This is a genomic window from Chroococcidiopsis sp. [FACHB-1243] (genome assembly GCF_014696895.1).
Lineage (GTDB): Bacteria > Cyanobacteriota > Cyanobacteriia > Cyanobacteriales > Chroococcidiopsidaceae > Chroococcidiopsis.
In genome coordinates, this window is record NZ_JACJQX010000002.1 from 39,872 (window position 1) to 55,546 (window position 15,675).

The 15,675-nt window shown below is 45.9% G+C and carries 14 protein-coding genes; 9 read left to right on the forward strand and 5 right to left on the reverse strand.

The features are described 5' to 3' along the window. Positions 1–75 precede the first annotated feature (75 nt). The 5 genes from H6G17_RS01595 (at position 76) to H6G17_RS01615 (ending at position 4,699) form a co-directional block, all read left to right on the forward strand. Positions 76–1,380: an extracellular solute-binding protein gene (locus tag H6G17_RS01595; protein WP_192153869.1), complete on the forward strand. Its 1,305-nt coding sequence runs from the start codon at positions 76–78 to the stop codon at positions 1,378–1,380. Positions 1,381–1,707: 327 nt separating this feature from the next. Next, positions 1,708–2,325: a hypothetical protein gene (locus H6G17_RS01600; protein ID WP_192153626.1), complete on the forward strand. Its 618-nt coding sequence runs from the start codon at positions 1,708–1,710 to the stop codon at positions 2,323–2,325. Next, positions 2,322–3,083: a dUTP pyrophosphatase gene (locus H6G17_RS01605; protein WP_192153627.1), complete on the forward strand. Its 762-nt coding sequence runs from the start codon at positions 2,322–2,324 to the stop codon at positions 3,081–3,083. Before H6G17_RS01600 ends, H6G17_RS01605 begins: the two co-directional genes overlap by 4 nt. Before the next feature lie 27 nt (positions 3,084–3,110). Further along, positions 3,111–3,674, forward strand: a complete 564-nt coding sequence (locus H6G17_RS01610) for a DUF1643 domain-containing protein (protein ID WP_192153628.1) — start codon at positions 3,111–3,113, stop codon at positions 3,672–3,674. 299 nt (positions 3,675–3,973) lie between these two features. Continuing rightward, a complete protein-coding gene (locus H6G17_RS01615; protein WP_192153629.1) occupies positions 3,974–4,699 on the forward strand; it encodes a DUF1028 domain-containing protein in 726 nt (241 codons plus the stop codon). Positions 4,700–4,751: 52 nt separating this feature from the next. Here H6G17_RS01615 and carA read toward each other — a convergent pair whose 3' ends face one another. The 4 genes from carA to rsmH all read right to left on the reverse strand — a co-directional run bounded on the left by carA (position 4,752) and on the right by rsmH (position 10,233). Next, the gene (gene carA, locus H6G17_RS01620; protein WP_192153872.1) at positions 4,752–5,888 is read right to left on the reverse strand and encodes a glutamine-hydrolyzing carbamoyl-phosphate synthase small subunit; all 1,137 of its coding nucleotides are present in this window, start codon (positions 5,886–5,888) and stop codon (positions 4,752–4,754) included. Positions 5,889–5,982: 94 nt separating this feature from the next. Then, positions 5,983–8,595, reverse strand: a complete 2,613-nt coding sequence (cphA, locus tag H6G17_RS01625; RefSeq protein WP_192153630.1) for a cyanophycin synthetase — start codon at positions 8,593–8,595, stop codon at positions 5,983–5,985. A 140-nt stretch (positions 8,596–8,735) separates the two neighbouring features. Next, positions 8,736–9,041 carry a hypothetical protein gene (locus H6G17_RS01630; protein WP_192153631.1) on the reverse strand — a complete coding sequence of 102 codons (306 nt, stop codon included), beginning with the start codon at positions 9,039–9,041 and terminating at the stop codon, positions 8,736–8,738. A gap of 280 nt (positions 9,042–9,321) precedes the next feature. Beyond that, positions 9,322–10,233, reverse strand: a complete 912-nt coding sequence (gene rsmH, locus H6G17_RS01635) for a 16S rRNA (cytosine(1402)-N(4))-methyltransferase RsmH (protein ID WP_192153632.1) — start codon at positions 10,231–10,233, stop codon at positions 9,322–9,324. A 149-nt stretch (positions 10,234–10,382) separates the two neighbouring features. On the opposite strand from rsmH, the gene puuE reads away from it, so the two are divergent. Both puuE and ilvC read left to right on the forward strand, forming a co-directional pair. Beyond that, positions 10,383–11,300 carry an allantoinase PuuE gene (gene puuE / locus H6G17_RS01640; RefSeq protein ID WP_192153633.1) on the forward strand — a complete coding sequence of 306 codons (918 nt, stop codon included), beginning with the start codon at positions 10,383–10,385 and terminating at the stop codon, positions 11,298–11,300. A 198-nt stretch (positions 11,301–11,498) separates the two neighbouring features. Continuing rightward, entirely contained in the window at positions 11,499–12,494 is a 996-nt protein-coding gene (gene ilvC / locus H6G17_RS01645) for a ketol-acid reductoisomerase (RefSeq protein WP_192153634.1), read from the forward strand. A 164-nt stretch (positions 12,495–12,658) separates the two neighbouring features. Here the strand turns inward: ilvC and H6G17_RS01650 are convergent, their stop codons facing one another. Next, positions 12,659–13,516 (reverse strand): SDR family NAD(P)-dependent oxidoreductase, encoded by an 858-nt coding sequence (locus tag H6G17_RS01650; protein WP_192153635.1) that lies wholly within the window; start codon positions 13,514–13,516, stop codon positions 12,659–12,661. Positions 13,517–13,729: 213 nt separating this feature from the next. On the opposite strand from H6G17_RS01650, the gene H6G17_RS01655 reads away from it, so the two are divergent. Further along, complete coding sequence (locus tag H6G17_RS01655; protein WP_192153874.1) at positions 13,730–14,644, forward strand: LysR substrate-binding domain-containing protein; 915 nt, start codon at positions 13,730–13,732, stop codon at positions 14,642–14,644. Between the two features lie 150 nt (positions 14,645–14,794). After that, positions 14,795–15,628: a 1,4-dihydroxy-2-naphthoyl-CoA synthase gene (gene menB / locus H6G17_RS01660; RefSeq protein ID WP_192153636.1), complete on the forward strand. Its 834-nt coding sequence runs from the start codon at positions 14,795–14,797 to the stop codon at positions 15,626–15,628. Positions 15,629–15,675 lie beyond the last annotated feature (47 nt).

The window sequence follows — 15,675 nt, forward strand, 5'->3', positions numbered from 1 at the left end:
CCCGCGTTTATCTACAGAAGGCAATTTTAGACTAAAATTTTGACAATAAAACTTAAAAGTCAATTGAAAAAACTAGTGAAGTTGCTCAATCGCTATCTAGTCAAAACTAAATTTCTTCTCCTCTTACTCGTAGTAACCCTAACTTTAGTAGGATGTCAGGCGACACCTGGTAATTCTAGAGTCACCAAAATTACGCTGTGGCAAGGAGTCAATCCACCACCCAATCGAGATGTTTTGCAAACGCTGGTAGATCGCTTCAATCGAGAGCATTCTGACATTCAAGTAGAATCTTTGTATGTTGGGCAAGCAGAACAACAATTACCGAAAATTTTGGCAGCAGTAGTAGGAAATGCACCGCCAGATTTACTGTGGTTTAATGCGACGCTAACCGGACAGTTGGTGGAACTCGATGCAATTCGTCCTTTGGACGATCTGCTGCAAACTTCTCCCGTCAAGGATGAAATCGATCCTAGCCTGTTTGCGACGATGGAGTATCAAGGGCATACTTGGTCTGTGCCTTTTGGGGTAAACAATGTAGGTGTATTTTACCGTCCCAGTTTATTGAAAGCCGCAGGAATTACTCAGCTACCGCAAACTTGGGAAGAATTGCGTCAAGTTGCGCGTCAATTAACCATCGACAAAGACGGAGACAAGCGGATCGACCAACACGGAATGTTTTTGCCGTTAGGGAAAGGAGAATTTAGCGTCTTTCTGTGGCTACCCTTTCTGTGGAGTGGTGGCGGCGAGTTGGCAAGTAACAATCCCCAACAACCAGCAAATGTAAATATAGCAGACGACAAGGGGGCGATCGCCTCGCTGGGATTGTGGCGCGATTTAGTCGATGATGGTTCTGTCGTTCTATCTTTACCAGAAAGAGGATTTGAAATCGATGCTTTCTTAGCTGGAAAAGTCGCGATGCAATTGACTGGACCCTGGACGCTGGGACAGTTCCAAACCACAGGAATAGATTTTGGCGTGTTTCCGATTCCCAAAGGCGATCGCCAAGCAACTGCAATTGGTGGAGAAAACCTATTTGTATTCAAGTCTACGCCCGAACGCGAACGAGCTGCATTAAAGTTTGCCGAGTATGTTGTCAGTGAAGCATTTCAAACTGATTGGGCAATTGGTACGGGATATTTACCCGTCAATATGAAGTCAAGGGAAAGCCAGAAATATCAAGATTTCATCAAAAAACAGCCTGCCGTAGAAGTGTTTTTAGCACAAGCAAAATACGGGCGATCGCGTCCGATTTTTCCCGGTTACAGTCGCTTGTCAGAAAATTTAGGTAGGGCGTTAGAAGCTGTTTTATTGGGGAAAAGCACCCCTACCGAGGCGTTACAAGCCGCACAGCAAAGGTTGGATTTGATTTTTCATAGGTGAGTAGTGAGTGGGGCAGAACTTCAGCTTTTATCTCTTTTCACGCACCACTTACCACTTAATTTACGATTCTTCCGATAACTTTGCCGCTCTAAAACTCGTAATCTTGGCGTAGGAGGAGTTTTAGGGATGATTCTATCGTTAGGGTGTCGAGTTATATCCTAGCTAGTGAAAGCATAAGATTGCTAGGTTTGGTTAGAGGAAGGATAAGGTGACTGGGAGTACCGAGCGTAAGCCTTACGTCAAGTAGAGCATTGAATCGTGATTCGATGCAAGTTAGCTTATCACTATAACAATCCATGTGGTTAAATATTAGTTGTCTATATAAAATTGTTTCATAACCCTATTGCCTGCCCAATTGATTTAATTCAAGAAGACAGGCTGTATTTAGAGAGTGAGATTATTGTAAATGTCATGCTAAAACAGCTAATTTCAACCGAGAAATTAAATGCCTATCAACGGCTACAAATGGAACATGATAAAACTTATCATCATGAAATTTTTGTACTTGATATTTCTCGGCGAATGAATCATATTGCCCTACATCTTGCCAAATATCTTTATCCTCTTTTCTCGTTACCCCTTTCAGCACCAGAAAATCAAAGAGCATTCATTGATGCATTTATCATGGTTGCCTCTGCAAGCAACCTTCTAGGAATCCCCTTATCAATCGATTTAGTAATTGACGATCTAGGCAATACTAGCGCCACCTTTATTAATACGTATATCCAGCTTCTTGCTGAATTAGCTAAGGGATGCGAAGCGACAGATCACCAAGAAGACTATCCGATTCGGGCAACTTGGAATAAGACTATACAAAAGTTTTTTTCTCTTCTGGTGCGCGAAGCTAGTTTGCGTAACATTTCTCTTTTAGAAGAAGCTACTCACCGCCTAGCCTCTGTCGAGAAAAAGCATCCACTCGATAATATTTTGCGGGAAGAAGAATGAGCTTTTGGTCATCACAAACCCTGAAGTCTCGTCTTCCTGGTTTGATTCAACCATTTAACGAGGCTCAAGTTGAGTCGGCTTCGTACCAACTATGCTTAGGTGAAGAAGTTTATATTTCAACACTTCCCGATACACCTCTGAAAGATCGACAAGTAATTAGTCTTAAAGATGCAGGAACTAATATTCCTCCAGGGCAGTTTGCATTTCTTATAACTGCTGAAACAGTCGAAGTTCCTCACGATGCAATTGCATTTATTTCAATCAAGTTTAAAGTAAAAAAACATGGGTTAATTAATGTTTCCGGTTTTCACGTCGATCCTGGATACAAGGGTAAGCTAATTTTCGCTGTGTATAATGCTGGACCTCTTCACTTTCGCGTGAAAAAAGGTGACCGATTTTTTTCTATATGGTATGCAGATTTGGATGAAGATGACGACAAGCCTTATAAAGGAGATGGTTTTAATTCAATTCCAAGTGACTTCATGAATGCTCCTGATTTAGTGTCATCCATTCCTAATCTCGTAAAACGCCTAGATAATGTAGAGAGCAAAATGGAGAATCACAAAGTTCAGCAGGCTGTTTATTTTAGTGTTGTTATAGCGATTGGCGTTGCTCTTATTCCATTGGTTCCATCTGCCATAACATATTTGTTAGATAGGTATCTCCCTTCAAATATTAATAATACTCAGCCTGCTAAAACGCTCTCACCTCCTCAACCAGGTTATAACCCCAAGGAGGATTCAGGCAAACGGAAGTAAACATTTCAACAAGTTTGAGTGTGTGAAATGAATACAAGCTATCGTTATCTGCTTTCACGGGATACCGCAGCACCAAACAGCCGCATCCTATTGGTCTGTATGCTAAATCCATCAACAGCGGATGAGGAAAAAAACGATCCAACTATTTCGCGTGTATGTCGTCTTGCCGAAAATGAAGAATACGGTCGGCTTTTGGTTTTAAATCTTCTAGCTGTTCGTGCTACTAACCCTTCTGATATTTGGGTGCATGAAAACCCTTTAGGTGTAGATAATTATCAAACGTGGGACAAGGTACTAAAAGAAGAACTGATTCCAGAGCGAGATAGTGTATGTGTAGCTTGGGGGCGTACACCAAAGGATCGTCGTCACTTGCTTCACTTTCTGCCTGCGTTAGTTGAAGCATCTTGTCGCCTAAAACTCTGGACGGGACCCCTCATGACTTGGGTACAAAACATTGACGGTTCGCCTCGACATCCACTTTATATTAGAACCCAGACAAAACTACAGCCATACGATCTTGATACTTACGTTAAGAGTATCTTGCAACGTGACAGTATCCTGTTGCCCAACCACTTAAAAGATTTGCCCTAAATTTGGGGAAGAAAAGCTCAACCTTATGTTTAGTAACACAAGCACGAATACATAATTAGATAGATATGCTCTCACCAGACAGATGTGCTCTCACCAATCGCCGAGCCAAAAAAAACTAAACTTATACCGTTGCCTCTCTCTAGATCCATATCCATCCCACTGCGGCAAAGTTATGGATAAAGTCATATAGTTACTATTTCCTAAAAATTGTTAAATCCAAAACAGTAAGCGATCGCAAATAAATGTTATTTGGGAATAACATTCATGTACGTGACTTGACTAGCGGGCGCTCTGGAATTATGACCTTCTCAATTGTGGCTTGGGATGCAGCAACGCAAATGACTGGGGTAGCAGTGGCAACTAAGCATCTGGCTGTAGGGGCGCTCGTACCTCATGCTAAGGCAACTATAGGGGCGATCGCGACTCAAGGTCAAACTAACCCGTTGTTGGGAATTTGCAGCCTGCAATTGCTAGAACATGGAGTTTCGGCTGAAGATACATTACAGCTTTTGCTGCAAGACGATCTCAATTGTCACCAGCGTCAGCTACATTTGGTAGATCGCCAAGGTCATACGGCAGCTTGGACGGGTGAAGATTGCGTTGGTTGGGCGGGACACTTGACATATCCCTACTTTTCTGTAGCCGGAAATATGCTGGTAGGCGAACAAGTTTTGATAGCGATGGCAGATGCCTATCAAGCCAAAGCGGAAATGGAGTTTTGCGATCGCCTGTTACATGCTTTGGAGGCTGGCGAGGCGGCTGGGGGAGATAAGCGAGGACGGCAATCGGCAGCGCTGTATGTGGTGCATCAAGATGTTTATCCCTATCTGGATTTGCGTGTCGATCGCCATGAGAATCCGTTGGTGGAACTGCGGTGTCTATTTGAAGAATCGCGTCAAGATTATTATCAGTCGTTTCGGCAAACTATGCCTCCCCAGTGTCCTCGGACTATGGTAAGTGCGATCGCTAAGTATTTAGCTACTCCAATCAAGAATCAGTTAACAGTTATCAGTGTTAACAACTAGTGAAACACTTCTGATTTTTGACTTTTAACTTTTGACTTTTAACTTTTGACTTTTACACTCCTACAGTGCGTGACTGGCGCATGGATTCGACGAAATTGGCAAATAAGTAATCTGCGTCGTGGGGACCAGGGCTAGCTTCAGGGTGGTATTGGACTGAGAATAGAGGTAGGGATTTGTGGCGCAACCCTGCTACGGTGCGATCGTTTAAATTGAGATGAGTAATTTCGACATCTGCGGGAATGGAATCCACATCAATCGCAAAGCCGTGATTTTGACTGGTAATTTCGACTTGCCTTTGTAAGCCAGCAGGTTGATTCAAACCGCGATGACCGAATTTTAGCTTGAAGGTTTCTGCCCCTAACGCCCGACCTAGTATTTGATGTCCCATGCAAATACCAAATATTGGTTTCTGGGCTGAAAGAAGGGCTTTTGTCGTTTCAAGTCCTTCGGCAACGGCGGCGGGGTCACCAGGTCCATTGGAAAGAAAGATGCCGTCGGGATTGTATTTCAGAATTTCTTCTGGTGGCGTATTAGCAGGAACGACAATGACGCGACAGCCATAACTCGCTAGTCGCCGCAGAATATTGCGTTTGATGCCAAAGTCAATGGCAACAACGGTGAGAGTCTCGCCATCTGGGGATACTGGTTTAAATTCCCATACAGAATCAGTAGTTCCAGCCCACTCATAAGCAGTGGATGTGGTAACTTCACTGACCAAGTTTAATCCTGCCATACTGGGGGCAGCGAGGACGAGTTGCAATAACTCTGCTTCGTCAAGAATTTCTGTAGAAATAGCGCCATTCATCGATCCTACTTCGCGGATCTTGCGGACTAAGGCGCGGGTATCGATGCCGTAAATTCCAGGGATGTTGTGCTGTTTGAGGTAGTCAGGCAAACTGCCAGTAGAGCGCCAATTGCTAGGACGGTAACAGACATTTTTGGCGATCGCACCTTTCACTTGCGGGCGATCTGATTCTTCATCATCTGTATTCACGCCCGTATTTCCCAATTCGGGGTAGGTAAACGTGACGATCTGACCGCGATAACTGGGATCGGTTAAGACTTCTTGATACCCAGTCATGCCAGTATTAAACACGACTTCGCCAACAGTAGTACCAGTAGCACCGAAAGATAAACCATGATAAGCAGTACCATCGGCAAGAACGAGAAGGGCGGGTTGAGGGGTCATAACTTGGGGTGTGGGGTGTGGGGTGTAGGGTGTAGGGTGTAGTGAGTGGTGCGTGGTGCGTGAAAAGAGGTCGGTAGCCACTAGCCACTAGTCACTAGCCACTCTTTCGCGCTTCAATCAAATGAATGGCACGACTGACGCTTTCGGGGAGGACGACTACTAAACTACCACGGGAAGCCATGTCAAGAGCGGTGTTAATAGCTCTTGTCTCTGCCAAAATGGATTCATAGCGACAGTTGGAATTGGCTTGACGGATGCCTTTTTCGATTAAGTCTGCGGCATCGCCACGGGGACGACCGCGCGTATCGTCGTCTTCTTTGACGATAATAAAGTCAAACATTTCGGCAGCGAGTTTGCCCAAGGTGATGAAGTCTTCGTCGCGGCGATCGCCAGGTCCACCAACTACGCCGATCCGTTCTCCTTGCCAGTTGCGGACAAAGCTACCCAATGCTTCGTAACTATGGGGGTTGTGGGCGTAGTCAACTAATGCGTGATAATCGCCTAACTCAAATAAATTCATCCTACCTGGGGTTTGGCTGGCAGATGGTTGAAATGTCTGCAATCCAGCTTTAATCTGTCCCAAGGGGATTTTTTGGGTAAATGCTGCCAAACTCGCAGCTAAGGCATTGGCGATCGCAAAGTTGGCGCGTCCGCCCATCGTTAGCGGTACGTTGACTGCTTGTTCGAGTCGTAGTTTGATTTCTCCTTGCAATATTGACAAATAACCGTCTTCATGGACTGCCGCTAAGCCGCCATGTCGAGCGTGTTCTCGCACGATGGGATTATTTGGGTTGAGTGAAAAGTAGGCTATTTGAGCTTTCACCCGTTTTGCCATTGCTGCAACTAAAGGATCGTCAGCGTTGAGAATAGCATAGCCGTGGGGAAATACGGTTTCTGCAACTACACTCTTGAGGTGAGCTAGTTGCTCGACTGTATTAATATCGCCAATTCCTAAATGATCGGCAGCTACGTTCAAAATAATTCCGACATCACAGGCATTGAATCCCAAACCAGAGCGCAAAATTCCGCCTCGTGCTGCTTCTAATACAGCAACTTCTACCGTGGGGTCTTGTAGAATTAACTGGGCGCTTTGAGGACCTGTATTATCGCCTCGATCGACTAAACAATCGCCGATATACGTCCCGTCGGTTGTGGTGTAACCAACAGTTTTACCAGTTTGTTTGACGATGTGGGCAAGTAAGCGCGTGGTTGTGGTTTTGCCATTAGTTCCGGTGACAGCAAGGATGGGAACGCGGCTGGATTTACCTGGAGGAAACAGCATATTGACAACTGCCCCTGCAACATCGCGAGGCTTACCCTGGCTGGGATGGGTATGCATCCGAAAACCAGGCGCGGCATTCACTTCTACCACTACGCCACCCACTTCTCGCAAAGGACGGCTGATATCTGGGGTAACAATATCGATTCCGGCAATATCTAGACCGATAATTTTTGCTACACGTTGCGCTAGCCAAATGTTTTCGGGGTGAATTTCATCAGTGCGATCGCCAGCAATACCACCAGTGCTAAGGTTTGCTGTAGCTCGTAGATAGCAAATTTCATCTCGGTCTAGAATACTATCTAAGCTGTAGCCCTGTTGTGCTAAGAGGCGATCGCTATTGCGATCGAGCTGAATGCGGGTGAGGATATTATCGTGTCCGTCGCCGCGATCGGGGTCTTGATTGATAATTTCGATTAATTCCTCAATCGTACTCCTACCATCTCCCACAACATGAGCGGGAATGCGTTCGGCAACCGCAACAACTTTACCATCAACTACAACTACGCGATGGTCGCGCCCTTGATAGTAGCGCTCGACAATAATGGAGCGAGAAACTGCTTTGGCTGCATCATAGGCGGCTTCTGCGGCTTCCCAGGTTTGAATATCGAGTGTAATGCCTCTACCGTGGTTGCCGTCTAGCGGTTTGATAACGATGGGATAACCACCAACAGAGGCGATCGCATCTTCTAGTTCGTCAAAATAATCGATCGCCGTACCTCTAGGAACGGGTACGCCAGCATTGCTGAGAATATATTTAGTAGCTTCTTTATCAGAGGCAAGTTCGACACCTAAAAGACCCGTGTTGCCGCTTAAAGTTGCCTGTATGCGCTTCTGCCGTTTGCCATAGCCGAGTTGAATTAAATAACGCGCCCCGAGTTGCATCCAAGGAATATCTCGCGCCTCTGCTGCTTGAATAATTGCTTCTGTGCTAGGACCCAAAGCCGCATCTTGGTGAAGTGCTTTGAGATCTTGAAGATCTCGTTCTAGTTCCGATTTGGGATAGTATCCCAGATCCACAATACTTTGACACAGCCTTACAGCGGCACGGGCTGCATAGCGTCCGGCTTGTTCGTTTGCGTACTCAAATACAACGTGATAAACCCCAGCAGTAGCCGTCTCGCGGGTACGTCCGAAGCCTGCTGGCATTCCTGCTAGTTCTTGTAGTTCTAAGGCTACGTGTTCGACTACATGACCCATCATCGTGCCTTCTCGTAGCCGCATTAGGAAGCCGCCGCGACACCCAGGAGAACAGAAATGTCCCTCTAAGCTGGGTAGTGCTTCAACTAAACCCTTGTAAAAACCTGGAATTTCATTAGATGGTTTTTCTGCCAATTCTTGCAAGTCTAGTTGCATGGCAACTAGTTGATGGCGGCGAATGCTCCAGTAGTTTGGACCCCGCAATGTTTGAACTTTGAGAATTCTCATTCTAATTCATTCCTTTTGGGCAATTTGTAGTTATTGGGAAGTGAGTAGCGCTCGGTGACCAACGATCGGTGGTTAGTCATAACTTCTGTCTTTTGTCGCCTGTCTCCTCGATTTTGACTTGTGACTTTTAACTTTTGACTTTATTCTTCTTGCAGCCAACAATTTTCTAAAAATTCTATGCAATCTCGTTCCCAACAGCGTTCTACTTGATACATCCAATAAAAGTCCCAGTGGTTTTCAATTAAAAAGAAGTCCCAATTATCATATAAATAGTCTTCTAATTGCTGGCTTATATCTTGTAGCCAACATTTCTCTAAAAGCTCGATCTGGTACGCATACCAAAAAGCAGTAGGGCTGAGAATAACTTTATCTAGAGAACCAAAAAATAGTTGTTTGAGATATAAACGAAGCGGAAATTTAGTTTTATGTTTCCAGCCTGAATCCATATGACTTGTTTTCCTTTGTATGCGATCGCGGAGTTTGAATATCCCTCATCAAACCTGCATTTTGTAGCTCTTGAGTCCAATTAGTTTAGAGCTTAGGCAAAAGATGTGAAGGATTTGTGAACGATCGCATCGAAAATCAAGCTAAGGGAAAAGAGAGCTGAGGGAGCGATTGGGAGCTGAGGAAGCTGAGGGAGAAAGAAATTTAAAATCTTTACACCCCACACCCCACATCCTTTCTTCACTGACAACTGACGACTGACAATCAACTACCAACTACCCATTACCCATTACCATCTCTTCTTGTTGCTATTCGTAACTTAGCTGAGCGAGAGCGAGGATTTTGGGCTAGTTCATCTGTTTGGGCAATGAGTGGTTTTTTAGTAATAATTTGTAATAGCTCGGACGCTCGGAAGGCATTTTTGACAATCCGATCTTCTAAACTGTGAAAACTAATAACGATAAGACTTCCCCCTGGTTTGAGCCAAGTTGGTGCTAGTTGCAGGAAATGTTCAAGGGAGGTTAGTTCGTCATTTATAGCAATTCGCAATGCTTGAAACACGCGGGTAGCAGGGTGGATCCTTCCATGACGATATGCACCAGGAACAGCAGAGGCGATCGCAGCAGCTAGTTCTGTCGTCGTATGAAACGGGCGTTTTTCCACAATCCGCCGCGCAATCCGGCGTGAAAATCTTTCCTCGCCGTAATGAAAGAAAATATCTGCTAGTTTTTTTTCATCCCAGGTGTTAATCGCTGCCGCCGCTGTCAGCGATTGGCGATCGTCCATACGCATATCTAGAGGCGCATCATGGCGAAAACTAAAGCCTCTTGCCGCTGTATCAAATTGGTATGAACTTACACCTAAATCGGCGATAATACCATCAAAAGTTGCGGTTTGAGGGGTGTAAGTCGCGAAATTACTCCGTAAAAATTGTACTCGATCGCCAAATTCTGCTAGTTGAGATTGGGCTGCGGCGATCGCGGCTGCATCGCGATCGAGTGCTGTTAGCTTCACATCTGGTGCAGCTTGCAAAATTAGCCGACTATGACCCCCACCTCCGACGGTAGCATCTAAATAGTGTCCCCCCGCTCGCACCGCCAAACCAGCGATTAACTCTCGGCTCAATACAGGAACGTGGCTGAATGTAGCTGGTTCTAGTGCATCTGGTTCTAGCGGTGTGGGGGTAACATTCATTTGGCGGTTGTTTGTTTAGTATTTTTTGGTTTGGTGTAAATCGTTGCTCCCTCTATTTTGCCGATTTTTTTCTCTAGGTCGCGAGTACTATCGTTGAAAATAAGGACGATCGCTTCCGCTGAAATTTCTCGTATGAGTACACAGACACAATGCCTACACCATATCCCCGCGATTTAATTGGTTACGGTCGTACCCCTCCCGATCCCAAATGGCAAGGACAAGCCCGCGTAGCGGTTCAATTTGTGATTAACTACGAAGAAGGTGGAGAGAACTGCATTCTACATGGAGATATGGCTTCTGAAGCCTTTCTGTCAGAAATTATTGGCGCAGAACCTTTAGCAGGGGCGCGGCACATGAATATTGAGTCGATGTATGAATATGGCAGTCGGGCGGGGTTTTGGCGGCTGTATCGGCTGTTTACGCAACGAGGCATTCCCGTTACGGTATATGGGGTAGCGATGGCGTTAGAACGCAACCCCGAAGCAGTAGCCGCCATGCAAGAAGCAGATTGGGAAATTGCCAGTCACGGCTATCGCTGGATTGACTATAAATATTTTGGCGAGGATTTAGAACGAGAACATTTACAAAAAGCGATCGCCATTCATACCCAAGCAACGGGAAGCCGTCCCCTCGGCTGGTATACGGGACGCAATAGCCCCCATACTCGCAAGTTGGTAGTAGAAGAGGGCGGGTTTCTCTACGACTCCGACAGTTATGCCGACGATTTGCCTTACTGGGTGCATGACTATGGCAAACCCCATCTCGTCATTCCTTATACTTTAGACAACAACGACATGCGTTTTGCGACGGCGCAAGGGTTTAATTCAGGCGATCAATTCTTTGCCTATCTGCGCGATGCTTTTGATGTTTTGTACGCCGAGGGAGAAACAGCCCCCAAAATGATGAGTATTGGGTTGCATTGTCGCCTTGTTGGTAGACCTGGTAGGACTGCGGCTTTAGCACGTTTTCTCGATTATATTCAGCAGCGCGATCGCGTTTGGCTCTGTCGCCGCATCGACATTGCCCGTCACTGGCACGAACATCATCAACCAAGGGGTAAGGGATAAAAAGTCAAAAGTTAAAAATTGGTACGGGCGGGTTTAGCTGAGTTTTCTATCAATTCCAAAAGATTTTTTGGCAAAACCCGCCCGTACAAAAGTCAAATTTATTACCAATTACCAATTACCCATTACCAATTACCCCTTTTCAGGTATCATAGAAAGTTTGCAGACTTTAGATGCTTGCCCCCAAGGAGAGTTGTTGTTATGGCTCGGATGTACTATGACACAGATGCCAATTTAGATTTATTAGCGCAAAAAACAGTTGCAATCATCGGCTACGGCTCTCAAGGTCATGCCCACGCCCTCAATCTCAAAGATAGTGGTATAAATGTCATAGTTGGACTGTATCCTGGCAGCAAGTCAGCAGAAAAGGCAAAAGCTGCGGGCTTAACAGTATATCCAGTGGCTGAGGCAGCACAAAAAGCAGACTTAATTATGATTCTGCTGCCGGACGAAGTGCAAAAAAGCGTCTACAAGCAAGAAATTGAACCGCATCTGAAAGAAGGTAAAGTCTTAGCTTTTGCCCACGGATTCAACATTCATTTTGCTCAGGTCGTGCCTCCTACGGATGTAGATGTCGTCATGATTGCACCGAAGGGACCAGGGCATTTGGTACGGCGGACATACGAACAAGGACAAGGCGTACCCTGTTTGTTTGCCGTATATCAGGATGCTAGCGGACAAGCCCGCGATCGCGCTATGGCATATGCTAAAGGTATCGGTGGGACTCGCGCTGGGATTCTCGAAACCACATTTAGAGAAGAGACGGAAACCGATTTATTTGGCGAACAAGCAGTATTGTGTGGTGGTTTGAGTGCGCTAATTAAAGCAGGTTTTGAAACTTTAGTTGATGCTGGTTATCAACCAGAATTGGCATATTTTGAATGTCTGCATGAAGTCAAGTTAATTGTTGACTTGATTGTCGAAGGTGGTTTGGCAAAAATGCGCGATAGCATTTCCAACACTGCCGAATATGGCGATTATACTCGCGGTCCCCGTATCGTCACCGACCAGACGAAAGCAGAAATGAAGAAAGTGCTGCAAGAAATTCAATCTGGTCAATTTGCACGGGAATTCGTGTTAGAAAACCAAGCTGGTAAACCTGGATTTACTGCCACGCGCCGTCAAGAAGCCGAACATCCAATTGAGGAAGTTGGCAAAGATTTACGCGCCATGTTCAGCTGGATGAAACAAGATTAACGATCCCCCTAAATCCCCCTTAACAAGGGGGACTTTTAAAACGTAGACTCTTATAATTCCCCTTAAAAGAAGCGATCGCCCCTTCCCCACATCCTTTCAACTACGCCCCTACCAATCATCTCGATTGTTTCCCTACATCCCATCTCGAAGTACAAGCCTCCTCCTTAAAACGCAACATCCGCAGCAATCTCCTGCCAGCGAGTAGCCAAATCCTCCGCAGTAAAACTTTCAACAGCGGCAAGGTTGAATGGATAGTTCACGTTGGATCGCTCAATGGGGCGCACGGCTGTGAATTGACCATTGCTTGCCCTTAAGATAAATCCAGACTCTCGGCATTCACCAGAAGCGAGATATAAAACTCCTGGAGCCACTTGCTCTGGTCGTAAATCTTCTGGTTCATCCTGGACATTCCACATCCGCGTTTTGGCAACTGGCGAAATCGCATTCACCAGAATGCCATGCTCTTTGCCTTCAACCGCCAGCACGTTCATTAGACCTATCTGTGCCATTTTTCCCATCGCGTAAGCTGCAAGACCGCCCAGAGCATATTGCTGATAAATCGCTCGATCCGAAGTCGTCAACACAATCCGTCCATAGTGTTGTTGCTTCATCCTGGGAAAGGCAGCTTGAGACAACCAAGTTGGTGCTTCTATGTTGATGTTGATGGCGCGTTCTAGAAAATCAGGTGACAGGTCTTGGATTGACTGATAAGCAACCCATCCAGCATTGTGGATTAAGATATCGAGGCGATCGAACTTTTCTATTGTCATTTCTACTAGGCTGCGGCAGTCGTCTCGACTATTCAGGAGTACGTCACTGGCGATCGCCACTCCACCTATTTCTCGAATGTTGTTGGCGATATCAGCTGCCACCGTTGGATCGGAACCCGTCCCCTCTTTGTTAACGCCTGCGTCGTGAACCACGACTCGCGCCCCTCTTGCTGCCAGCAAACGGGCATAGGCTGCTCCTAAACCGCGTCCACTGCCCGTGATAATGGCTACTCGATCGTCGAGTCGAATCATTTGCCTCTCTCCTGACTGAAATCTTGAGCTTTAGTGGGTGTATGTCCTGTAATCAACCAAACTTTAGGAGCGACAGGATTCTTGTCCCAGTTCATTTGTTTTCCCTAATACAAAAATGATGAGACGCGCCTCATATTTCTTACGATAGGAGACACTCATGTGACTGTCCAATATATATTTGACTAAGATTAATAGGTTAGACATATAAGTGTGATAGAACTACGGCATCTGCACTACTTCATCGCGGTGGCTGAGGAGCTGCATTTTAGTCGAGCAGCCCAGCGGTTGTGCATTTCCCAACCCCCCTTAAGTCAGCAGATTCGCGGTTTGGAAGATGAACTAGGAGTCAAGCTATTTGAGAGAACGAAGCGGCAAGTGCATCTGACTGAAGCAGGCAAAGTGTTTTTAGAGCGCTCCTATGGAGTGTTAGCGCAACTCGACCAGGCGATCGCAGTGACACAACGGATCGGGCGGGGTGAGATTGGACGGTTAGCGATCGGCTTTGTTGACTCTGCAATGTATACGTTACTACCAGAGATTTTAAGGGTCTTTCGAGAACAGTTTCCGGCTGTAGAACTACAATTGCATGAACTGACGACGCAAGAGCAAATTCAAGCTCTGCATCACAAACAGGTTGATATCGGCATTGTTCGTTCTGCCATCAGCGAGCCAGGTTTGAGTGTGGAGTGCTTTTTGCCAGAATCATTGGTCTTGGCGTTGCCACAAACCCATCCGTTGTCTGCCCAGACTCAATTGTCTCTCTCCACATTGGCTTCGGAATCATTTATTCTATTTCCTGCCAAAATGGGACCCGTCTTTTACGAGCAGATTATTAACATGTGTCAACAAGCTGGATTTCGTCCGCAAGTGGCTCAAGAGGCAGTTCAGATGCAAACTATCGTCGGCTTAGTTGCAGCAGGACTGGGCATTGCGATCGTTCCCGCCTCCTTGCAAAACTTCCACAGAAGCGGAGTCATTTACAGACCCTTGCAGGAACAGATCCCTAAAACCGGACTTTATCTGGCTTGGCGGCAGCATGATTCCTCTCCAGCAGTAAGAGCATTTCTGGGCTTGGCACGGAAAACGACACAAAGGGAGTCAAATCGTGATGATATGCGAGGCAGTTAGAGAGCGATCGCCTCACCTAATAACCTCCAAGTACTGTCTGGGCAGTAACCTGAAGCAGCCTAACTTCGTTTAGCTCCGCTAACGCCAGATACTAAGATAAAATTTTCAAGCCATAGTTCAAGCGATAAAATGCGATCGCACCTTAAACCCATGCAAGTTAACTGGCAAACTGCCAAAACCTACGAAGATATCCTCTATCACAAAACAGACGGAATTGCCAAAATCACCATCAACCGTCCCCATAAACGCAATGCCTTTCGTCCCAAAACCATCTTTGAAATGTACGATGCATTTTGCGATGCGCGGGAAGACAGGAACATCGGCGTTATTTTGCTCATGGGTGCTGGACCTCATACAGATGGTAAATATGCCTTCTGTGCGGGCGGCGACCAAAGCGTTAGGGGTAAAGCTGGCTATGTCGATGATGAAGGAACTCCCCGCTTAAATGTCTTAGATTTGCAACGCCTAATTCGTTCCATGCCCAAAGTTGTCATTGCTTTGGTAGCGGGATATGCGATTGGGGGGGGACACGTCCTGCACGTCGTTTGCGACCTCACTATCGCCGCTGATAATGCCATATTCGGACAGACAGGTCCCAAAGTTGGGAGTTTTGATGGTGGGTTTGGGGCTAGCTATCTGGCGCGAATTGTCGGACAGAAAAAAGCGCGAGAAATTTGGTTTCTTTGCCGTCAATATAATGCTACCGAAGCCTTAGAAATGGGTTTAGTTAACTGCGTCGTTCCCGTCGAACAACTAGAAACAGAAGGAATTCAATGGGCAAGTGAAATTTTACAAAAAAGTCCCTTGGCAATCCGCTGTCTCAAAGCTGCTTTTAATGCCGATTGTGACGGACAAGCAGGCTTACAAGAACTGGCTGGTAACGCCACTTTACTCTACTACATGACAGAAGAAGGAACCGAAGGCAAGCAGGCATTTTTAGAAAAGCGCCAACCAGATTTTCGCCAATATCCTTGGTTGCCTTAATCTTAAGTTGTAGAGACGCACCATAACTATGTCTCTACAACTTTTAA